Source organism: Paenibacillus hamazuiensis, assembly GCF_023276405.1.
In the GTDB taxonomy this organism is placed as follows: Bacteria; Bacillota; Bacilli; order Paenibacillales; family NBRC-103111; genus Paenibacillus_AF; species Paenibacillus_AF hamazuiensis.
Window position 1 is genome coordinate 6548574 of record NZ_JALRMO010000001.1, and the last position, 21876, is coordinate 6570449.

The window sequence follows — 21876 nt, forward strand, 5'->3', positions numbered from 1 at the left end:
CGTTCTCTACCAGCTTTGCCACTTTGGGAGAATCTCAAACCGCTGCATAATAAATCCCGTTATACACAAAAATAGGCCGGAATGCAGCCCCGGCTGATGCGCTTCAGTCCGGACAAGCCGCTTCCATGCCTATCGATTCGAATCATAGATTAGCTGACGGTTTTCGGCCGCTCGATTTTCGTCATTCCCGGCCAGCGGAACGTCGCCCATTCCGGCTTATACTTCTCTACCTTCGCTACGATCACCGTCATATCGTCGACAATTTCCCCGTGATGCTGGCGTACGACCCGCTCAAGCAGCACGTCGGCAAAATCCTGCGGGGACTCCGCATCGATCTCCTGAATCACCCTCTTCATCCACATCTCCTTGTTGACGGCATGTCCCGGTGCATCGTAAATGCCGTCAGTCATCATGATCAGCATATCGCCGGATTGCAGCGGCAAGCTGACCAGATCGACGTCGATATCGTCGACGATGCCCACCGGCAGGTTGTTCGCGGTGATCGGCAGCACCTCGCTGCCGCGTTTGATGAAGCTCGGCGTCGAGCCGATTTTCAAAAACGTCGTATGTGCATTGTATTGGTCGATCAGCGCCACATCCACCGTCGCATAAACCTCATCGGACGAACGCAGCATCAGCACCGAGTTGACCGATTTGATCGCGAGCTTCTCGTCCATACCGGACTGCAGCAGCTGCTGCAGGATCGTGAGCGCCGTGCTGCTTTCCGCGCGGGCGCGTTCGCCGTTGCCCATCCCGTCGGATAATGCGACGGCGAATTTGCCGTTGCCGAGCTCGACGGTGCTGAAGCTGTCGCCGGACAGCAGCTCGCCGCCTTTGGCCGCCCCGGCAACGCCCGTCTCGATCTCGTATTCCTTGGCGGAGCCGAAGACGACCGTGCTGTAGCCCTGCCGCTTGGCGAGCGGCTGCTCGTCCTTGACGGCAATATGCTCGCCGAGAATTTCGGAAAGCAGCGGTGCGATGATTTTGCGACATTCATCAAATCCCCGCGTATATTGATGGACGATCTCGATTTCGACGTTGCCTTCGTCGAGGCTGATGATGTCGATGCTGTGGATGGAGAGGCCGAGCTCCTCCAAAGAGTGGCGGATCTGCTCTTCCTGCAGGAAGAGCTCCTGGCCTTCCCGCTGAATCTCCTTCGCGAGATCTTCCATGACCTGCGACACGCCGGACAACTGGTCCGCCACGAGCTGCCGGCTGTCGATGATTTGTTTTTTCCAGTGCTGGTCGTTCTTGTACAAATCGTACTGCTGCTTCATCACATTCAGCACTTGATCGGGTTTGATGCATGCTTTTTTCCAATCGGGATTGAGCTCTCGTACGGTTAGTGCCGGGTTCAGCTCCACCTCGGTCATCATATCGGTCATCAGCTTGTATGTATGGTAAAAACGCTGATCCCAGCACGTTCCGCGCTTGCGGCAGCCGGCGCAGGAACGTTCGGCGACGGAGTTCATGAAATGGCCGACTTCCTCTTCCTTTTGCACAGGCTGGGTATCTGCGGTAATTTGTTTGAAGCTGCGCGACAGCTGACGGAACACTTCGGAAAACTGCTGCACACGGCTGGCGGTAATATCCCGCACCCGTTTGGCATAATCATGTTGAGACTTCAAGTTTTCCTGCGTTCCCGGCACGTATTTGGCCAGCATCTGGATCATGCTGCGGGGCGTCAGCAAAAACATCAGCACGGCGAAGCCCGACTCCCACATCGACTGCATGATGTCGGCCTGGCTGCCGATATAGACTGACAGGATGGAGGAGCCAAGCATCATCCCGATCGCCACCGCCCAGCGATTGCCTTCCTTCAGCAGTCCCGCCAGCATGCCCGCAAAGGCGAGCAAACTCATCTGGTAGATCGCATTCGCATTGGCCAGGCTCAAAATAAGCCCGGTAATAACGCCCACCGATGCTCCTAAAGGCGCCCCGCCGACCAGGGCGAACAGCAAAATCAAATATCTGGAGAGCACGTGCTCGAGCGTAACGCTGCCGATCATCCACCCGACCGTACCGGTCATGACCGAGGCGAGCAAGATGATCAAACAGATGACTTCTTCGTTTTTCAAGTGGTAGTTTTTGCGGGTAAGCGTAAAAACGGGAATGGCTTGCACGAAAATCAGCGTCAGGATAAAGCTGAGTGCGGATTCCACTCCGGCAAGCATCAGCGTATACCACGTCAGCTCTGCAGCCACTGCGTAGGAAAACAGCTGCACGGTGAAAGCCGAGAAAAACACGATCATCGGCGCATATGAAATGTCGGAGCGTTCGAATTTTTCCAGCCCTTTTTGAATAAGGAAAAATACTGCCATCTCCGTCACGATGTACCCCGTATGGCTCGGGGCGATGGAAAAAAGGCTGCCGGCTGCAAGAAACAAGCCTATCCATAGAAGAAGCTCCCTGCGCAGAAAATACATTACTCCGAAGTAAGCGATAGCGAACGGGGAAAGCTGCTCAAGAATCATCGCCCGGCCAAGCAGAAATCCCATGACGAGCAGCAGCATCGACCATTTTTTGGCGACGACGGCTTGTACCAAACGATTCTCTGCAAATAGGCCGGATATGCGTTCCGTTATCTTCTTCATCATTCCCGCTTCGCCACCGTTTACGAATCTTTGCCAATTGTCCATTGCCTATATTCACTCCTTACCAGTCGTTTAAGGTTTCTCTAGCATAAAAGAAATCTAGCAGAAAGTTTGTCATATTCGGTTGATAGAGCCAAAGTTTTTTCCGACAAATTTGGCCCGGTATGCGAGAAGCCCCGATTCCGTGAACGGCACTAATGTAAGCGCTTTATTTTCTTCATTGCCCAAACATACGTCCGCATGAGCATCTTATCGTGGTTCAAAAACGCAGGCAGGAAATCCGTAAAACGTTGTCGATTTGCAAGATACCGCCGGAATATACGACAAAAGAAGTGGAATGCGCCATTTCGCGCGTTCCGGTGTCTAACGCTGGCAAGGGGGGGTCTTACAAATGAAAAAGGATACCCCTCGAGGCGGCACCCTCGAAAGATATCCTTATGCGAAAAATAGCGGCGGAGGGGATCGAACCCCCGACCTCACGGGTATGAACCGTACGCTCTAGCCAGCTGAGCTACGCCGCCACAACAAGCATGAGTATAATATATGCGGGACTATGGTGTCAAGCCTCTTGAACCCTCAAACGGGACCCCGCATGGTTTGGGTAATGTTGTCGGTTTAACGAATACATTGAATCGTTGTTTGTCAAACATTCCAAAACAACTAAAAAGCCACAGACCGTCTAAAACGGTTGTGGCCGATATGTGACTTAATCGCGTCTGGCGCCTCTGCCGCCGCGTTTGCCTTCGGTATTTTTCTTGAGAGAGGAAATCCGTTCTTCGCTGTCCTTAAGAAACCGGGACATCTTGTCTTCGAACGACATTTTGTTTGCTTGCGGTTTGAAAGGTCTGCCTCCGCGGTCCCCACGGAAACCTCCGCGATCGCCGCCTTCCCTTCCACCACCGCCGAATCTTTCTGGCCGAGCGGGCTTGGCCTCCACGGGTTTGTCAACAGCTTGCTTGATCGATAACCCGATCTTGCCATCCTTGTCCACATTGATCACTTTTACGATAACCTTGTCGTTCAGCTTCAAATGATCGTTAACATCCTTGACATAGTTGTCCGCGATCTCCGAGATGTGAACAAGGCCGGTGACACCTTCGGATAGCTCGACAAACGCTCCGAAGTGCGTAATGCCTGTCACCTTTCCCTCCAGCTTGCTGCCCACTTCAATTGCCATAAAGTAAAATGTTCCTCCCTTAATTAGTTCAAAAGCCAACTATGGAGATTATAACTTATGGAGAAAATACGGTCAACATAAGGATTGTTTGTCAAAGGCCCATTTTTGACGGAGCGTTATTTTGTCGTTTTCGGCCTATAAAATAACGTCTCTCCCGGCTTGACGAAACCGTAATTTTTGCGAAGTATTTGCTCTATGTATTCGTTATCGTTCAGACGGGCCACTTCCCGTTTCGTCTCGTCGTTCATTTGCCTGACTTCGTCAAGTTTATGCTCGAGTGCGCTTACCTGCTGATGCCGATCGTTCAGCTTGCCGATTTGGTTCCAGAAGTTGATAGCCCCCCAAGTAACCGCGCAAACCATGATCAGCGTAGGGAGCTTCATCAAACGTCTGCCTTTGGCGGGCTGCTGCTTTGCGGTTTTTGTGGATCTGGCCGGAGAAGCGGGCATGAGCGTTTGAACCTCCTGAGAGTTTCGCGTTAGCGAAACTTGCTTCGTAAGGATTAGCTGAACTTTCCGTAGGAAAGTTTACTTCGTAAGATAAGCTGGCAATCTGCAATGGGCGGCTTGCCCGACATCGTTAACCCGGTTCTTTCGGGCCGAACCAGCGGCGCCACCACGCACCGAGAGTTCGAATGACAGCTTGGAGCCAACGCCACGACTTAACCCAGCGAATGAGCGGTTTGGCGAGCCATGCGAACAATCGCCAAAACGGATACAGCAATTGTAGCACAAACTTGTACAAGAAAATAGCCAGCGCCATTAAAAATCCGAACAGGATGATTACACATCTGTATAAAAATAATATCGGGGTTACGATGAAAATGTCAATGGTGCGTTTGCCGATCCGAATGGCAGCCTGCACCACTTTTATCATAAAGCAGATGAAGCGGATTGTCATCCTGCTTAAGAACGAAAAATAAAACAATATGCCTATGACCAGTCCGATAAAAATAAAAATGCGGACCTGGCCGTGATTGCTGGCATAAAGCAGGCGGAACACAAGGACTGTCCCGACAAGCCAATACACGATGTCCAGGATGGCCAGCACCCAGTTCGGTACGTTCAGCCGGTCCGACAGCACCCGGTAAAGATCGTAAAGCACCCCCAGGGCCAGTCCACCCAAAAACATCATGCCTAGCGTGACGAATTGAACCTCCAGACTCACTTAAACAGCTTACCGAAAAATCCCTTGGTTTTTCCCTGGGAGTTTGCATCCACGTAAGCCAACTCATTAACCATCCCCTCAATGGCAACGAGCCCCTGCTCCAGGTTCAAATTTTTGATATGCAAATTGGTGCCTTTGATCATCAGGAAGCCAAGATCCGTTTCCAGCAAAAACTCCTCGCTGTCGAAGCTTTCCACATTCCGGACACCGGAAATTTCCAGCAGCTTGCGATTGAGCATCTTGATCTCCTGGCGCTTGGCAGCTTTGTTCGGATCCATCATGATACGCGTTCCCCTTTCCGAAGCTTGGTTATTTACCATAAGCATATGGAGGGATGTCCCATAATAGAACCATAAATCGGGGGAGCCCCCTTAAAGCCTCTGAAGCCCCCCTAAATCCCCCGCCGGGAGGACCCCAGGCGCTCGGGCACAATGCTATCGGGTTAACAGGTAAACCGAGGGTTGAACCATAGAAGACCGAACGATACTAGGAACTGTTTGTTATTCCTCGAAAATGAGTAGTTTGTAAAAATAAAGGAACGCATGTTCGCTATTCCCGAAAAAATGAGCTTATCGAAAAAATAGAGGAACCGAGATGCGTTAAATCGGTGGAAAACGGCTTGAAGAGTGGAGAAACAGACAAATAGATCACCTGAGTTCCGCTAATTTCCAAAAATATCCGAAATCGACTCTCTTTGCGAACCATAGTTCCGCTATGTTCCCGCTTAACCTGACGACATTGCGCTCAGGCGGCCCTGGACCTGCCCGTAGGAGAGAGTGCTTGCTTCTGGTTCGGTCTGTCCGGCATGGATTTTGGCCTTAAGGGAAAAATCCTATTTCGGCAACGCTGTACTTTCGGAGCGATGCCGGTAGTAGTACCTCGTGCCTCTTGCCGCGTTTGCCCGGCTCTTTTCGGCCGGCGCCGAATTTGTGCCGGACACCTTAACGTTTCAAAACGGATGAAATGTGAACCTCTTTACTTCAACTCGTGCCCGTCACAAAAAAGCAGCCTGGGACGACGAAGTCGTCCCAGGCTGCTCTATGGAGCTGTTATATCCAAGATTCGTTTTTGTGCGATTCTTCTTTAAGCACAGTGTACATGTTAGCGGCGTCTTCCTTGCGGGTCGACTCCGTAAGCTGCTCGACCCGGACCGTAATGCTCTTCTGCCCGAACTGGATCGTCAGCTCGTCGCCAACCTTGATCGTGCTGCTCGGTTTGGCTTCCCGTCCGTTCACGAGAACTCTTCCCTGATCGGATACATCTTTCGCCACCGTACGGCGCTTGATGAGACGGGACACCTTCAGAAACTTGTCAAGCCGCATTACTTCACAGCTTCTTTAAGTTTGTTGCCTGCTTTGAAAGCCGGAACTTTGGATTCCGGGATCGTGATCGCTTTGCCCGTTTGCGGGTTGCGGCCCGTGCGTCCGGAACGCTTGCGAGTTTCGAAAGTGCCGAAGCCAATCAGCTGAACTTTGTCGCCGGTAGAGAGCGCGTCGGTAATTTCTCCGAGGAAGCTGTTAAGTACCGCTTCGACATCTTTCTTCGTCAAACCGCTTTTTGTAGCAATGTTGTTGATCAGATCTGTTTTGTTCATTGCAAATTACCTCCTAAATTTCGCTAAAAGTTGAGCCGATGTGACATCAGCTAGCTCGCGCAAACGATGTACGCAGTATGTATTCTTTGTTTCTCAGGAAATTCCTGCTAGCTTATGTCGTTTTTCAAAACTTTTTTTGCTTCCTGCCACAAAGACTCCATCTCTAATAGATCAGTTTGTGCAATTTGTTTTCCTTTTAAACGCAGCTGTCTCTCAATATATTGAAATCTTTGCAAAAATTTTCGGTTGGTCAGCGAAAGGGCTTCTTCCGGGTCGGCCTTTAGAAACCGGGCCAGGTTCACCATGGAAAACAGCACGTCGCCCAGCTCTTCCTTCTGATTCTCGGCATCGCCCGCGGCCATCGCTTCTTTAAGCTCCGCCAGCTCCTGCTCCACGGTCGCCCACACTTCGTCCGCCTTGTTCCAGTCGAATCCGACAGAGGCCGCTTTCTTTTGCAGCTTCCACGCTCTCATCAGGCCGGGCAGCTCCCGGGGGATGCCATCCAGCACGGACTGTTCCTCGAGGTCGATGCCTTTCTTCCGCTTCTCCTCCTGCTTGATTTCCTGCCAATTTTCGAGCGCCTCATCGGCGTTTTCCGCAGATTTTTCCCCGAAAACGTGCGGATGCCGGCGAAGAAGCTTCTCGTTCAGCTCGGCGATCACGTCAAACACGTTGAAGCCGCCTTCGTCGTCTTCGATCTGCGCGTGCAGCATCACCTGCAGCAGCAGGTCACCGAGCTCCTCGCGCATATGGTCCGGGTCGTCCTCTTCGATCGTTTCGATCACCTCGTACGCTTCCTCGATCAAATTTTTGCGAAGCGACGCGTGCGTCTGCTCGCGGTCCCACGGGCAGCCTTCAGGGCTGCGCAAAATTTGCACGATTTCGTGCAGCCGCGCAAACGTCCGGTTGGTCACGTCCTCCCGGTCCGTCTTCGGAACCCAGACGAGCGACAAATTGCCATAGCCTTGAATCCGGTCCACTTCATACAACGGAACACGCTCTATTCGCTCTTCTCCGGTTACCCCCAACTGATGCCCGACCACAACCTCGAAATCGTCCGGATACAGGTCCATCAGTGTCAGCTTCACATCGGAAGCGGTAAAGGTATCGTACACCTGGGTAATGACCGTATGCAGTCTCGGATTCAGCGACTGCCTGTCGAGCATACTGCCGTCAAGCAGTTGAAAACCTTCTACCGGATCGAAGCCAAACCGCAAAAACGCTTGCTCCAGAAAGCTTTCCCCACCCAGAATCGTGAGCCCGATGCCTTCCTGCGGACACATTTCCTTCAGCAGCTGCACCGTCCGTTCCGCAACCATCGGATGGCCCGGCACCGCATAAAGCAATTCCCCGTCCAACTCCGCAGCCTGCCTTACAAGCTCGTCCGCAATCGCTTCATAAACCGCCTCAAATGTCGAATGCCGCTCATACACATTGTCGAAAGAGGTGTAACTTATGCCTTGCTCGTTCAGCCAATCTACGACAGGATGTTTGTCCGTTCGCAGAAAAAGGTGTCTTGCTGCCTGCAGCCGCCTCCAAATGCCGAGGGTTAACTGCTCCGCATCTCCCGAACCAAGGCCGATGACGGTAATTTGCTTCGAACCCATGTTACTCGTGCCTCCTTTATTTTACAGATAATGAGGGCTCCCCCATAAGTACAGGAATAAGCTTTAGAGCACCACTTTATTTTCAGGGGCTAAGACGAAATTTTCGCAAAAGCTCCATATGTTTCGGCTTAAGCCCCGGAACGAGCAGCAGCTCGTTCTCGCGGATCGCGCCGGTGCGCAGCAGCGCGAGGCCGTACAGCAGCGCGCCGACGAGCACGCCGGCGAGCGATACCGCCGTCGCCGCCCCGCGGCCGGGCGCGAAAAAGCCGCCGGCTGCGGCTTGCAGCGCGATGAGCGCCGCGGCCATCGCGGCGACGGCGACGAGCGGGCGGTACACGTACGCCGCGAGCGAAAACGCGACGCCCGTGACGCGCAGCACGTGCGCCAGGGCAAGCCCGCCCGCCGCGAGGTACGCGGCGACGGCGGACACGGCCGCGCCGTCGATGCCCCAGCGCGGCATGAGAAGCACGTTGCCCGCCACCTTAAGGGCGGCGGCAACGAGCAGGTACAAGGCCGGCGCGACGACCGCCCCGCAGCCCTGCAGCACGCTGCCCGCCACGATGTTCAGCGTGGCGAGCAGCGCGGTGAAGCCGAGAATGGCCATCGCCGTCGAGCCTTCCGCCGTTTTGTAAAACATCACGTTCAGCGGCACCGCCAGCGCCGCGATCCCGAACGCGGCGCCGAGGCCGATGAACCAGGTGAGGCGTACCGCGACTTCCGTCCGCCGGCGAATCGCCTCGGCCTCGCCGCGCCATTTGGCATCGGCAATCGCCGGCACAAGCGCCGCCGACATCGACGATGCGATCATCCCGACGAGCTGCACGAGCGGCAGGCCGTGGTTGTATAGGCCGAACTGATACAGCGCAGCGGCTTCGTCCCCGGATGCCGCTTTCAGCAGCCGCGGCATCGTAAGCGAGTCGACCAGCGTCAGGATCGGCATGGCGATCGTCCCGAGGCAGATCGGAAGCGCATAAGCCGTCAAGCGGCGGACGAGCTTCCACGTGCTTTCGACGGGCGGAGCGGAAACGCCGACGAGCGTCGCATCGCCCGCCGGTTCCGGCGAAGCTCCCGGCAGAAGCGCATCCGCGCCGATTGCCGTTCCAGGCGGTACAATCGCCTCTGCCGGCGAAGGCGCTGCGTCTTCGCGCCCCGGCTTCATCGCCCCGGGGCCGCCGCCCGGATCATCACGACGCATCGCTGCGGATTTCGCTCGCGGCCGCTTCTCCTTGCGCCAAAACCACAGCATCACCGCGAGGCCTGCCGCCGCCCCGGGCACCGAGCCGAAAGTGGCCCCCGCGGCGATCCATGTCGGCCCGTATCCGGCGTGCGTCAGCACAATCAGCAGGCTGAACATCGCAGCGACCCGGACAAACTGCTCCGCCACCTGAGATGCAGCCGTCGGCAGCATGTTCTGATAGCCTTGGTAATATCCGCGCAGCGCCGACATGACCGGCACAATCAGAAGCGCGAAGGAGACGCTGCGGATCGCCGTTTCCGTCTGTTCAGCACCGATCAGCCGGGCCAGCCACCCCGAGCCGAAATACAAGAAAAGAAAAAACATAACGCCCGTACACATCAGCACGCCCGTCGCTACAAACAAGACGCGCCTCGCTTCTCCGTACCGCCGCGCCGCGACCTGCTCGGAGACGAATTTCGAAACAACCAGCGGGAAACCCGCCGTCGCCAAAAATAAAATCATGATGTACAGCGGGTAAACGGCGTTGTATATCCCGAATACCGCATCGCCGGCCATGTTTTGCAGCGGTATTTTTTGCATCGTGCCGATCAGCTTGGAGACGATCGCCGCCGCTCCGAGCACCGCCGCCCCCTTCAGCAGCGTGCCGCCTCCCGCTCCCCGCCCGCCGCGGGGATCCGCTTTTTTTGCCATCTGCAATAATCCCTTCGTGCCAACGTTCTGCTTTTCTGACAAACCTTGGACCCTATTATACTCGATTTGCCTCCCAAAAGAACATAGTCCCGTTTATCCGCAAAATTCATCTGCGCATATTTCCCTGTACGAGCACAAAAAGCTCCCATCGAACTTCTGTTCGTCTGGAAGCTTTTTTACATTGGCAACTCAAAGGTTATTGCTCCATCTGCTTGGCCAGGAAGCCGGCTGCGGTTTCCGCCATTTTTTGCTCCATTTGCCCCATCTTAACGCCTTCTTCCTTGCTGATCAAAATAACCGAACCGATCGGGTCCCCGCCCGCGACAATAGGAGCGATGACGTAAGAGCTGTAGGTTTCGGAAGTATCCTTGACGATATCGAACTGCCCGGAGCCGCTTTCTATGGAAGCCTTGCGGTTGTCCATACACGTCTCCACCAAAGCGCCGATTTGCTTGTCCAAATAATCCTTTTTCGCCCCTCCGGCGACGGCAATGATGGTATCCCGGTCGGAAATCATCGTAATATGGCCAGTGCTCTCGTACAACGATTCGGCGTATTCTTTGGCGAAGTCGCCGAGCTCGCCGATGGGAGAATATTTTTTCAAAATAACTTCTCCGTCACGGTCTACGAAAATTTCCAGCGGATCGCCCTCACGGATGCGCAAGGTGCGGCGAATCTCCTTCGGAATAACGACTCTGCCCAAATCGTCGATACGGCGAACGATTCCAGTTGCTTTCATAATTCTAGATGCCTCGCTTTCCTTGAAGAGTTGGTTTCGGGCCAGACTGCGGGTTGTATTCATGAATGGTAAGGAGCTTGGAGTAACTAACCATAGTATTCTTCCATTCCCAGCTTGTTATGCATCTGGAGCAGCGCTTCCGGCGGGCTTTAAGGATATATAGGTTCCTTTCGCTGCTGTTTACATTATGTCCAATAACATGAAAAAAAACAGGGCATCCGCTGGGATACCCTGGTAAAAAAGCTTATTTGCCGGCTGGCGCCGGAGATGCCGGCGCACTGCCGCCAGGAGCGGCGTCCGGTTTCTTCTCTTCCGGCTTCGGAAGTTTGTTCGTCTCGATAAGGCCCGGAAGCTCCTTCTCGAAAAAGTCGTAAATTTGCGTTTCCGCCAGCTCCGACCGGATGCTGCCCTTCACATCGTCGAACGATTTGCTCGATCTCGCTTCCACTTTCATGATGTGGTACCCGAACGAGCTTTCGACCGGATCGCTGATTGTGTTCAGCGGAAGCTCCGCCGCCGCCTTGCCGAAAGCGGGGTCCCATTGGGAAATTTCCTCATTTTCGTACTTGCCGCCTTTGTCCCTGGAGCCGGGATCGTCGGAATATTCCTTGGCGAGCGCGTCGAAATCCCCGCCTTTATTCAGCTTGTCCTGCACTTCCTTGGCCCGGGCAAGCGCCTCCTCCTTGCTGCGGGTTTCTTTGCCCGTTGCAGGGTCATTCGTAACGACCAGAATATGGCGAACGGTGGCGATGTCGTAAAGATGGCTGTTTGCGGCCAGCTTTTTATCATAGGCGTCCTTCACCTGCAGGTCCGTCACTTTGCTTTCTGCCGAGGAGACAGCATACATGCTTTGTTTGACGAAGCTTTCCACATCCTGGGTTGTGATATTCGCCGCTTTCAGCTTCTCCTCCAGTCCCCCTTGCTGGGCCCCGAAGTACATGTTGATCGTATCCATTTGTTCCTTCGCTTTTTTGTCCCCTTCCGCCTTCGCCTTGTCGTCGGCGCGGGAAGCGAGCACCCTGAACGTAACGAGCTGCTTCATCATGTCCTGCTGGAACGCCGGGTCTGTGGCGAACTGCGCAAATTGCGGGTTGAAAAACTTGTTGATATTTAAAAACGTGTCAAATTCTCCGCGCGTAATTTTCCCGCCATCCTTATAAGTCACGATCACATCGGTCGGCTTGCCGGCGGATGCGGCCTCGTCCGTTTTCGCGGTATCCGTCTTCTTCGCGCACCCGGATGCCACGGTAAAAACGAGCATGAGTGCGATAAGGGCAGCAAGCCCCCTAAATCGTTTGTTATTTCGCTGCATTTTGCAATTCTCCCTTCAATTTGAGCGCACCTTTGTATTCTACCAGAAACCGTTCCAGCAGTGCGATGGATTGCTCTGGCGAGAGCCCCTTGCATCTTACCTCAATCATGATTTGCGGTCCGGCAATGAGCTTGATTCGACCCTCAAATTGACTGGACATAGCAAACAGCTTCTGCCCATCCAAATTGCCGTTTTGGTCCGAATGGATCGTGATCAGATAATTATCGCCCTTTTGGCTGATCGATTCTATCATATAGGATGCGCCGTACACTTTCAACCGCGCCGCCGTGAGCAGGTTCAGCACCGCTTGCGGCGGATCGCCGAACCGGTCGGTCAGCTCGTCCTGCAGGTCGGAGGCTTCTTCGAGCGTTTTGATCGCCGCCACTTTCTTGTAGATTTCGATCTTTTGCACGCTGTCGTAAATATAATCGCCGGGCAAATACGCGTCCAGCTGGATGTCCAGCTGCGTGCTCCATTCTTTGGCCGGTGCGGCCTCCTCGCCGTCCATTTCCTTCTTCCGCCTGGCGATCTCTTCGGCCAACATCTGCGAGTACAGATCGAAGCCGACCGATGCGATAAAGCCGTGCTGCTCGGCGCCGAGCAGATTGCCCGCACCGCGGATCGACAAGTCGCGCATCGCGATTTTGAATCCGGAGCCGAGCTCCGTAAATTCTTTAATCGCCTGCAGACGCTTTTCCGCAACTTCAGTCAGCACCTTGTCCCGCTGATAGGTGAAATAGGCGTAGGCGATCCGGTTCGAACGGCCCACGCGCCCCCTCAGCTGATACAGCTGGGAAAGCCCCATTTTATCGGCATCGTGGACGATCAGCGTGTTTACGTTCGGAATGTCGACGCCGGTTTCGATAATGCTCGTGCTGACAAGCACGTCGAATTCGCCGTCGAGGAAGTCGAGAATCGTCTTCTCCAGCTCCTGCTCCGACAATTGCCCGTGCGCAACCGTTACGCGGGCTTCAGGAACAAGCGCGGCGATCTGATCGGCGATTTGCTGGATGTTTTGCACCCGGTTGTACAGGTAGTACACCTGGCCTTCGCGCGCGAGCTCCCTTTCGATGGCCTCCCGCACGAGCGCATTGCTGTATTCGACCACGTACGTTTGCACCGGAAAGCGGTTTTCCGGCGGCGTCTCGATGACCGACAAATCGCGGACCCCGAGCATCGACATATGCAGAGTCCGCGGAATCGGCGTGGCGGTGAGCGTCAGCACGTCGACGTTTGTTTTCAGCCGCTTCAGCTTCTCCTTGTGCGATACGCCGAACCGCTGCTCCTCATCCACGATCAGGAGGCCGAGGTCCTTGAACTGCATATCCGCCGACAGCAGGCGGTGCGTGCCGATGACGATATCGACCGTACCGTTTTTGACGCCTTTGGTCGTCTCGTTCTGTTCCTTTTTCGAGCGGAACCGGCTGAGCACCTGGATGTTGAACGGGTAACCGGAAAAACGCTCGCGGAACGTTTCGTAATGCTGCTGCGCGAGAATTGTCGTCGGCACGAGCACCGCAACCTGCTTGCCGTCAATCGCCGCCTTGAAGGCGGCACGGATCGCCACCTCGGTCTTGCCGTAACCGACGTCGCCGCAAAGCAGCCGGTCCATCGGACGAGGTTTCTCCATGTCCTTCTTGATCTCTTCAATAGCCCGCAGCTGATCGGCCGTCTCCTCGTACGGAAACATGCCTTCGAACTCGTGCTGGTAGCTCGTATCTTTGCTGAAGGCGTAGCCTTTCGTCGCCTGTCGGTCGGCGTACAGCTTGATCAAATCGTCGGCGATATCCTGAACGGAACTGCGCACCTTGCTCTTGACGCGGTTCCAGTCGGCTCCACCCAGCTTATACACCTTCGGTTCCTTATCCTCGGAGCCGACGTATTTTTGAATGAGATCGATTTGGTCGATCGGTACGGAAAGCTTGTCCCCGCCCGCGTACATGATGTGCAAATAATCTTTATGAATGCCATTGATTTCCAGCGTACCGATACCTACGAATTTGCCGATCCCGTGATTCACATGAACCACGTAATCGCCGACCTTCAGCTCCTGGTAGCTCTTGATCCGCTCGGCATTTTCCAGCTTCCGGTCGATTTTCCGGGCTTTGCGCTGCTTCTGCGTGAACATTTCGCCTTCGGTGACGACGACCAGGTGAATCGACGGCAGCTCGAAGCCGGTTTGCAGGTTGCCGCTGATAATCGTCGGCTCTTCGATCTGGTAGTCGCTCAGCACCCGGCGCATCCTCTCCATGCGCTCTTCGCCGCCCGCCAGCATGATAACCTTGCTGCCGGTCTTCTTCCACCGCTCCATCTCCGATTTGAGCAGGTTCATTTGCCCGTGGAAGCTTTGCATCGCGCGGCTCATAAAGTTGACGATGTTTTGCGGAAGCGTTCCGGGAACCTGGCGCAAAAACAGCGACATGTACAGCGTCGGAAACGGCTTTCGCGCCATCAGCGTTTCGTACGACTTGGACAATACGAACGCCGGAAGCGACTCTCCGCCCGCCAGCGACAGCGTCATCCATTCCCCTTCGTCGCGTTCGAGCTGTTTGACGGTTTCGAGCAGCCGCAGCGGTTCGTCAATGATCATCACGGAATCCTTCGGCACATAATCCATTAACGTCTGGCGCTCCGGGTACAGCAGGGAAATATATTTGTACAGGCCCGGGAATACCTGCTCCTGCCGCAGCCGCTCGATATCATGGCCGATGCCTTCCAGCAGCTTTTCCTTCGCCTGCCGGTCGGTCATCTTGTCCAGCTGTGCCTGAAGCAGCTCATAGGCGTGCTGAGCCGCACTTTGGAAACGCTTACCGTCGGCGATGATTTCGGTGCACGGCGTAATGTCTATAGCTTTCAACTTATCGATCGAACGCTGGTCCGCAATGTCGAACGAGCGGATCGAATCGACCTCCACATCGAACAGCTCGATGCGAAACGGCACCGCCGACGACAGCGGATAAAAATCGATAATGCCGCCGCGCACGCTCATTTCTCCCTTGCCTTCGACGCGCTCGACCCTCTCATAGCCCAAATCTATCATTTTTGCGATAAAAGGCTCCAGCTCCAGCGTCTGGCCGACCTCCACGCGGAGCTGCGCCGCCGCCAGCATCTCATGGTTCGGCAGCAGCCGGCGCACGCCTGCATACGGGGCGACAACGACGCCGCGGAAGCCGCCGGCCAGCCGTGTCAGCGCATCGATGCGCTGCGCCAGCATCTCGGGGCTCGCCGTCGCCGATTCCGCCGCCATCAGTTCATGGGCAGGGAAAAGCAGTACCTGATCGCTTGGCAGGCACTCTATCAAATCTTCGACGATTTTTTGCGCCGAAAACATATTATGGGTCACAACGAATATCGGGAGCTTCAGCTCTGTCGCGAGAGAAGCGATCATGACTTGCCGGGAAGATCCGGTCAGCCCCGAAATCAATTGCTCCTTGAGTCCCGAACGGACGCCCGACACGACGGACTGAAAATCGGCATCCTCGGTAAACGCTTGGATTAACGCCTGCAAACAGCACACCCCTCTCACCAATTGAAAAGAAGCCTACGGCGAATCGCTGCCTAGGCTGAATTATGTCGATTAACGCTTATGGTTATTGCAGCAGACTGCCGAGGAGAGAGAGCTCCGGGTTGGCCTCCAGCGCTTCTTTGCAATAATCGCATACGACTTTAACTGTGGTATCCCCATTCAGGTCATACGATATTATATCTCGCCGCTCTTCGGGGGTCAAGAAATGAAAGCCCAGCAGCGATTCGTTGACATGTTTGTCTTCGAGCTGCCCGATGAGGGTCTGGCAATGCCGGCAAATATATTTAACTGACATAAGGTTATGCCTCCTGTAGAGCGGTTATTACTATCTATTATGGACGGAAACAACCGATTTTAGCCGAAAATTTCAGCGTCTGACAGGAGATGCATAAACATTATGCCCATTACCCGTTAAATCGGGCCATTGTTTTCTCAAAAGGTTCCTTCAGCATATGCTCCATCGCTTCCACCGTACGATCCAATATTTGCGGCATCTTGGCAAACTCCTCCTTGGTGAACCGCGACAGCACGTAGTCCGCGATATCGAAGCCCGGCGCCGGCCGGGAAATGCCCATCCGGATTCGGTTGAACGTCTGCGTGCCGAGGTGCTGGATCGCCGATTTAATGCCGTTGTGCCCACCTGCGCTGCCTTGATACCTTAAGCGGATTTGCCCGAACGGCGTGTCCAGATCGTCGTAAACGACGACCAGATCCTCAATCGGCACTTTGTAAAAATCCATATACGCGCGCATCGATTCGCCCGATAAATTCATGAACGTCATCGGCTTCAGCAGAACAACCTTCTCGCCGTTGACGTTGCCTTCCCCGACGAGCCCCTTGCATTTGCTTTGCGTGATCTTAATCCCGTACTTATCGGCAAACCGATCCAGCGCCAGCCAGCCGATATTGTGCCGCGTCGTTTCATATTGAACGCCCGGATTCCCCAGACCGACAAACCATTTCAATTTCGTTCTTGTCTCCCTTCCGCCGCATCCGATACAATTCGGATAGAGGGAAAATTTCCCCATTTTGCAACTTGCGTTTCAACGCACACTCCACATTATACCAGCATCAACCTCGATAAGAAAAATGGCCCGGATGTCAGACCGTTTCGGGCGGAAATTCCGCAGACGGCGAGCCGGCTATTCCTTGGCCGTCTATCGCCGACCCCGCTTCTGCGCCTATGTTTGTGCAGTTACATACCGTCGTCAGGAGGGGCTATTATGTATGTGAACGGACAGCAGCTGACCGAAGACGATCATTTCCGCGAGCATTTGGAACATGGAATTCCGATCCAGGTGTACGAGCAGGCTTTGCACCGGGATATTGGCTTTATCGACGATTTTACAGAGCATTTTATCAAAATCAACTCGGTTTTGTACAACCGCCGGCTGCATACGTTTATTTCGAGGCCGGGGTATTAATCTGCACCCACCCTAAGTCCCCCACCAGGGGGACCCCAGGCTGCTCCTCCGTTGCGCCCCCCTAAACAAGATGACCGAGCGTCACAAAGGGGAATGAAAATGGGCGCCATCGTCTATTTTCCCATCCCCCCCCCCCAAATGGGGGACCCCAGGCTTCCGAAGCCGGCTTTGCTGCGCAAAGCCCTTAAGGCGCTCGGGCGCCCTGGACCCGCCCGGTATGCGAGACTGCTCGCTGCTAGGGTCGCGTTTGTCCGGCATGGAATTATTGCCTTCGGGAAAAATTCCTATGCCGGACACGCCGCACTTTGGTGCTAACATGCTTGGAGCCAGTAAGTGCCTCGGGCTCGCGTTTGTCTGCCTCGGTTTGCTCGCGCAAACCATTGGCGGACACGCTTTACTAACCCACCGTTATAAACCGTTTTCCCAACCTCTTAGCAGCCATCGCTCTGCCCACGCCAAAAAGGACAGCCGGCCAGGCTGTCCAACGCTGGATTTCCCATGTTAACTAACGGTCGATTTCTCTCCCGCTTCGTCGAGAGCGGCTTTAACCGCACCTTCGGAAGCGACGGTTTTGCCTTCGGTTTCCTCAGCGACAACCTCAGCTGCGGGCTCTTCCTTCTGAGGCATGAGTATCGTTACGAGAAGCTCGCTAGGATCGCTCTTCAGCTCGATTTCCTCGGGCAGCGTCAAGTCGCCGACCAGCATATTGTCGCCGATTCCAAGCCTGCTGACATCGACCTTGACCGAGGTCGGAATGTTTTGCGGCAAACAGCGGATCTCGATGTCATGCCTTTGAATCTGCAGGATTCCGCCTTCTTTTACCCCAACCGCTTCCCCTTCGAAATCTAGTGCGACGACCGTTTTGACAGGCTCGTCCATATTGATTTGGTGAAAATCGATATGTAACAGCTCGCGTGTAAGTTTATCACGTTGTACCTCGTTGATCATGACCGGCTGTTTGCCGACCTGGGGGATTTCCATTTCTATAATCGCATGGCGATGCCCGCGGAGCAGCGCCATAAACTCCTTTTGATCGATGGCGATCGGAGTAACGCCTACTTTTTTTCCGTAAACGACGGCGGGCACCATGCCTTGCTTACGCATCTCATTGATTTCGCCCTTGGTTTTGTTCTCGCGGCTTTGCGCTCGTACGGTTACTGCCATTGGATGTTGGACCTCCTTGAAACTGGGATTATTGCTAATTTGCCCAGAAAGTCCAACTCCTATGAGTTCTCCGGCCGGCTACTGTCATCAAAACTCCGGGCCTCCTTCGACTTTATGCAGAAGATGGCAACGTAGTATTCGAGCAAGCTTTACAGGCGGGGGCGACTGCGGTCACTCAAAACGAACGCAGGGGGGCGTGCCGCGCAGCTTTATTTAACGGACAAATCATCACCGTAGCAATCTGTTTTTGAACTTCAGTATCTCTTACGGACATATTGTCCCCATAGCGGGCATAGTTAAGTAGAAAGCAGCCGATAGGGCATTCTACGAGGATAAAATGTCCGTCAGGCAAGCTCGGCATCTAGAATCCGATTCTGGCGTTCCCTTATGTCCGTTAGCGACTGTCCGCCAGTCAAATCAGAGCACTGAAGATGGGAGGCGAGTTTCTCTGCAGGATAACGGTCGCAGCATTCGTCTGGCAAAACGTATGGTCTCCGCTTCAATCCAATGAGTGTGAAATGGGCCATGAGATAAACTTCCCGACGAAAGGGAGAACAAGTTGTTTGCAGACCGAAGGATCTTCCTTGATCGATAAATAAGCGTTGGGAAGAAACGACCAATCGTCAAGAACCAACATGGCCTGCTTCATGCATAAATCTTTAAACCGCCATGTTTCGATATCTCTGGCATGGGTGCTATAGCCGTGAATTTCTATGCACCCTGTCACTCCTGCCGGCGTATAGGCAAGATCGAGGTAACGATAGCGATTGTGCAAATCCCGCACTTCCCATTTCAGCTACGACAGCTTAACGGTTAAAACTCGCCGCTACGGCTGCGCTTGCCCGAAAATGCCACCAATATACCTACGACTACGAGAACGATCGCGATAATCGAGCGACTGCCGAGAAATTCGTTCCACAAAGCACCGATCGACAGCAGGGTGAAAAACATCAGCGACATCACGAGTAAAATATTGATCGGTATGAGCAGCCAGCGGTTGCGTCCGCCGAACCAGTAAAACTCGAACAGCCCCACCGATACCGCAAACATAAAGCCTGGCCAAAGCACATGCCATAAATCAAACAGCATCGCAAGCTGGCAGACAACACCGGCAACAAGCAGGATGCCACCGGGAATAAGAAGTCCTGCCCCCCGCCGACCGGTTAAGCTGAAATATAACCAATGGAAAAACACGCCCAAAGGCAGCATGAACAAGCTGGGCCAAAAATAAGCGAACAGCGAGCCCGTTTGCAGCGTATGATCTTTTGCGGTAAAGAGCAGGATGCCGAGGGCTGCCAACACGATACCGAATAACGCTCTCTGATTCATAAGAACGAAAACCACCTTTACCACAATCTGACTTGCTGCTCCATTATACATCGCGAACCGGTCTTCGTCCTCATTCTTCAGACTGATTTAATATTAAAAAGTCAACCCCTAAATCCTCCTGAGGGGGACCCGAGGCTTCCTAAACCGCCTTTGCTCCTCAAAGCCCTTAAGGCGCCCCAAGCGCAATGTTGTCAGCTTAACTGGTATGGACGAAATCGAGGGTTGAATCATAGAAGACCAAATGACACTTGGAACTGTTTGTTATTCCTCGCAAAGTTTATGAAAATAGAGGAACGCATGTTCGCTATTCTTAAAAAAATAGGCTCAGCGAAAAAATAGAGGAAATGAGATGCGCTAAATCGGTAGAAAATGGCTTGTGGATTGGGAAAATCGACAAATAGATCACCTGAGTTCCGCTAATTTCCAAAAATGTCCGAAATCGCCCCACTTAGCGAACCATAGTTCCGCTATGTTCCCGCTTAACCTGACAACATGCGCTCGGGCCCCGGACCCCGCCCGCAACACGCAAGTGCTCGCTTCCAGTTCGCGTTTGACAGGCATGAATTTGGGGCTGCTCGCCCGAATCGTATGCCCGACGCGCGTGGGGTTCGACCGACCGCCGCGCAGCGCCGAAACGCGCGCCTGGGATTCGCGCGCGTTGGAAAATGTACTTTGGAACAAAGAGGCCGGAAGCAGGTGCGTGCCTCTGGCCGCGGTTGCCCGGCACTTTTCGTCTCACGCCGAAGTAGTGCCGGGCACGCTATACGCTGGTGCAGGCGCCGTGGAAGAAATACATGACTCCCCTGATCCATCTTGTTGCCACGGAAGTTCACTGCCGTCCCCTCTACAGACTACTCTATAAACAAAAAACCCTGCCTCCTTGTCGGAAACAGAGCTGCTTAATGAGATTACTTCTCTTATTTCTCCTGCTTTGCCTGCTTTTTCGCCAAAAACTTGCTGCGGATTTTCTCGGCGTAACCCGGCTTGTTCGTTTGCCGCTCGCGGGCGATAGCCAGATCGTTCGACGGCACGTCGTGCGTGATGGTGGAACCCGCTACCACGTAAGCCCCTTTGCCGACCTTAACCGGTGCGATCAAGTTGACGTTGCTGCCGACAAATGCGTCTTCCTCCACCTCAGTCAGCTGCTTGTTAAAGCCGTCGTAGTTGACGGTGATCGCGCCGCAGCCGAAGTTGACGTTGCGTCCGATCTTGGCGTCGCCTACATACGAGAGGTGAGAAACTTTAACTTCGTCGCCCAAAGTCGCGTTTTTGATTTCCACGAAATCGCCGATCTTTACGTTTTCCCCCAGCTTCGCTCCCGGGCGCAAATAAGCAAAAGGACCGATCGACGTGCCTTTGCCCACTTCCGCTTCCTGAAGCACCGAGCGATTCACCGTGACGCCATCGCCGATGACACTGTCGGTGATATCCGATTGCGGTCCGATCTCGCAGTCCTCTCCGATCACCGTGCGGCCCCGTAGCACCGTACCGGGCAAAATCACCGTGTCCGCGCCGATCTGAACGTCCGCGCCGATGTACGTGCTGGCCGGGTCTATGAGGCTGACCCCATTTAGCATATGCTTGCGGTTAATGCGCCTGCGCATAATTTCCTCCGCCTCGGACAAAGCGACGCGATCGTTAACACCCAGCGTCTCCGTCCAATCCGGAGTGCAATATGCTTCGACGATTTCGCCTTTTCCGACCAGAATACCGATGACATCCGTCAAATAATATTCGTTTTGCGCGTTATTGTTCGTTACTTGGCTGAGCGCCTCAAACAGCTTTCGGTTCGAGAAAATATACATTCCCGAATTAATCTCGCGAATCGCCCGCTGCTCCGGCGTGCAGTCCTTCTCTTCCACGATGCGCACGCAGCGCCCCTGCTCGTCGCGAATAATCCGGCCGAGGCCGTGCGGATTATCCATCATCGCCGTCATCACGGTGGCCGCCGCGCCTTTTTCCTGATGGAACGAGATCATCTGCTGCAGCGATTCGACGGTAACAAGAGGGGTATCGCCATACAGCAGCACCGTAAGTCCGTCTTCGCTTCCGACAAGCGCCTCGGCCTGCATGACGGCGTGTCCGGTGCCGAGCTGCTGTTCCTGAAGAACAAACTCCGCACGATCGCCCAAATATCCTCTCACCGCTTCCGCCCCGTGCCCTACGACAACAACCGTTCTATGTGTTTGAAGCTGCTCCAGTACGCCGACGACATGCCCTACCATCGGTTTTCCGCAAACCGGGTGCAGCACTTTATACAGCTTCGATTTCATCCTTTTTCCCTGTCCTGCCGCCAAAACTATGCCTATAATATTCAAAATGATTTCAACCTCCTGCCACATAACATGAGCGTTT

At 54.2% G+C, this 21876-nt stretch carries 19 protein-coding genes and 1 tRNA gene; 1 reads left to right on the forward strand and 19 read right to left on the reverse strand.

Features of this window, described 5'->3' with window-relative positions:
* Positions 1-149: 149 nt before the first annotated feature.
* The 15 genes from spoIIE to pth form a co-directional block, all read right to left on the reverse strand.
* Positions 150-2597 (reverse strand): stage II sporulation protein E, encoded by a 2448-nt coding sequence (gene spoIIE / locus MYS68_RS28685; protein WP_248931040.1) that lies wholly within the window; start codon positions 2595-2597, stop codon positions 150-152.
* A 444-nt stretch (positions 2598-3041) separates the two neighbouring features.
* Positions 3042-3115, reverse strand: a tRNA-Met gene (locus MYS68_RS28690).
* A 185-nt stretch (positions 3116-3300) separates the two neighbouring features.
* Positions 3301-3771: a S1 domain-containing RNA-binding protein gene (locus MYS68_RS28695; protein WP_248929086.1), complete on the reverse strand. Its 471-nt coding sequence runs from the start codon at positions 3769-3771 to the stop codon at positions 3301-3303.
* Positions 3772-3887: 116 nt separating this feature from the next.
* Complete coding sequence (locus MYS68_RS28700) at positions 3888-4220, reverse strand: FtsB family cell division protein (RefSeq protein WP_248929087.1); 333 nt, start codon at positions 4218-4220, stop codon at positions 3888-3890.
* A 130-nt stretch (positions 4221-4350) separates the two neighbouring features.
* Positions 4351-4938, reverse strand: a complete 588-nt coding sequence (gene yabQ, locus MYS68_RS28705) for a spore cortex biosynthesis protein YabQ (protein WP_248929088.1) — start codon at positions 4936-4938, stop codon at positions 4351-4353.
* Positions 4935-5219 (reverse strand): sporulation protein YabP, encoded by a 285-nt coding sequence (gene yabP / locus MYS68_RS28710; protein WP_248929089.1) that lies wholly within the window; start codon positions 5217-5219, stop codon positions 4935-4937. Before yabP ends, yabQ begins: the two co-directional genes overlap by 4 nt.
* Positions 5220-5987: 768 nt before the next feature.
* Positions 5988-6260, reverse strand: a complete 273-nt coding sequence (locus MYS68_RS28715) for an RNA-binding S4 domain-containing protein (RefSeq protein ID WP_248929090.1) — start codon at positions 6258-6260, stop codon at positions 5988-5990.
* Entirely contained in the window at positions 6260-6532 is a 273-nt protein-coding gene (locus tag MYS68_RS28720) for an HU family DNA-binding protein (protein WP_248929091.1), read from the reverse strand. The genes MYS68_RS28715 and MYS68_RS28720 overlap by 1 nt, the downstream gene beginning before the upstream one ends.
* Positions 6533-6639: 107 nt before the next feature.
* Positions 6640-8139 carry a bifunctional methyltransferase/pyrophosphohydrolase YabN gene (yabN, locus tag MYS68_RS28725; protein WP_248929092.1) on the reverse strand — a complete coding sequence of 500 codons (1500 nt, stop codon included), beginning with the start codon at positions 8137-8139 and terminating at the stop codon, positions 6640-6642.
* 82 nt (positions 8140-8221) lie between these two features.
* On the reverse strand, positions 8222-10027 hold the full coding sequence (locus tag MYS68_RS28730; protein ID WP_248929093.1) for a putative polysaccharide biosynthesis protein: 1806 nt from the start codon (positions 10025-10027) through the stop codon (positions 8222-8224).
* Positions 10028-10223: 196 nt separating this feature from the next.
* Positions 10224-10766, reverse strand: a complete 543-nt coding sequence (spoVT, locus tag MYS68_RS28735; protein WP_248929094.1) for a stage V sporulation protein T — start codon at positions 10764-10766, stop codon at positions 10224-10226.
* A 244-nt stretch (positions 10767-11010) separates the two neighbouring features.
* Positions 11011-12078, reverse strand: coding sequence for a peptidylprolyl isomerase (locus MYS68_RS28740; RefSeq protein WP_248929095.1), 1068 nt, complete (start codon positions 12076-12078; stop codon positions 11011-11013).
* On the reverse strand, positions 12065-15586 hold the full coding sequence (gene mfd, locus MYS68_RS28745) for a transcription-repair coupling factor (protein ID WP_248929096.1): 3522 nt from the start codon (positions 15584-15586) through the stop codon (positions 12065-12067). The genes MYS68_RS28740 and mfd overlap by 14 nt, the downstream gene beginning before the upstream one ends.
* Before the next feature lie 82 nt (positions 15587-15668).
* On the reverse strand, positions 15669-15899 hold the full coding sequence (locus tag MYS68_RS28750) for an anti-sigma-F factor Fin (RefSeq protein ID WP_248929097.1): 231 nt from the start codon (positions 15897-15899) through the stop codon (positions 15669-15671).
* Between the two features lie 109 nt (positions 15900-16008).
* On the reverse strand, positions 16009-16569 hold the full coding sequence (gene pth, locus MYS68_RS28755) for an aminoacyl-tRNA hydrolase (protein WP_248929098.1): 561 nt from the start codon (positions 16567-16569) through the stop codon (positions 16009-16011).
* Between the two features lie 258 nt (positions 16570-16827).
* Between pth and MYS68_RS28760 the strand changes: the two genes are divergently transcribed.
* Positions 16828-17028, forward strand: coding sequence for a hypothetical protein (locus MYS68_RS28760; protein ID WP_248929099.1), 201 nt, complete (start codon positions 16828-16830; stop codon positions 17026-17028).
* Between the two features lie 501 nt (positions 17029-17529).
* Here the strand turns inward: MYS68_RS28760 and MYS68_RS28765 are convergent.
* From MYS68_RS28765 to glmU, 4 genes are all read right to left on the reverse strand, one after another.
* The gene (locus MYS68_RS28765) at positions 17530-18192 is read right to left on the reverse strand and encodes a 50S ribosomal protein L25 (RefSeq protein WP_248929100.1); all 663 of its coding nucleotides are present in this window, start codon (positions 18190-18192) and stop codon (positions 17530-17532) included.
* Between the two features lie 499 nt (positions 18193-18691).
* Entirely contained in the window at positions 18692-18967 is a 276-nt protein-coding gene (locus MYS68_RS28770; protein WP_248929101.1) for a hypothetical protein, read from the reverse strand.
* Between the two features lie 38 nt (positions 18968-19005).
* Positions 19006-19521: a hypothetical protein gene (locus tag MYS68_RS28775; RefSeq protein ID WP_248929102.1), complete on the reverse strand. Its 516-nt coding sequence runs from the start codon at positions 19519-19521 to the stop codon at positions 19006-19008.
* A gap of 917 nt (positions 19522-20438) precedes the next feature.
* Positions 20439-21839, reverse strand: coding sequence for a bifunctional UDP-N-acetylglucosamine diphosphorylase/glucosamine-1-phosphate N-acetyltransferase GlmU (gene glmU / locus MYS68_RS28780; protein ID WP_275983539.1), 1401 nt, complete (start codon positions 21837-21839; stop codon positions 20439-20441).
* Positions 21840-21876: the final 37 nt, after the last annotated feature.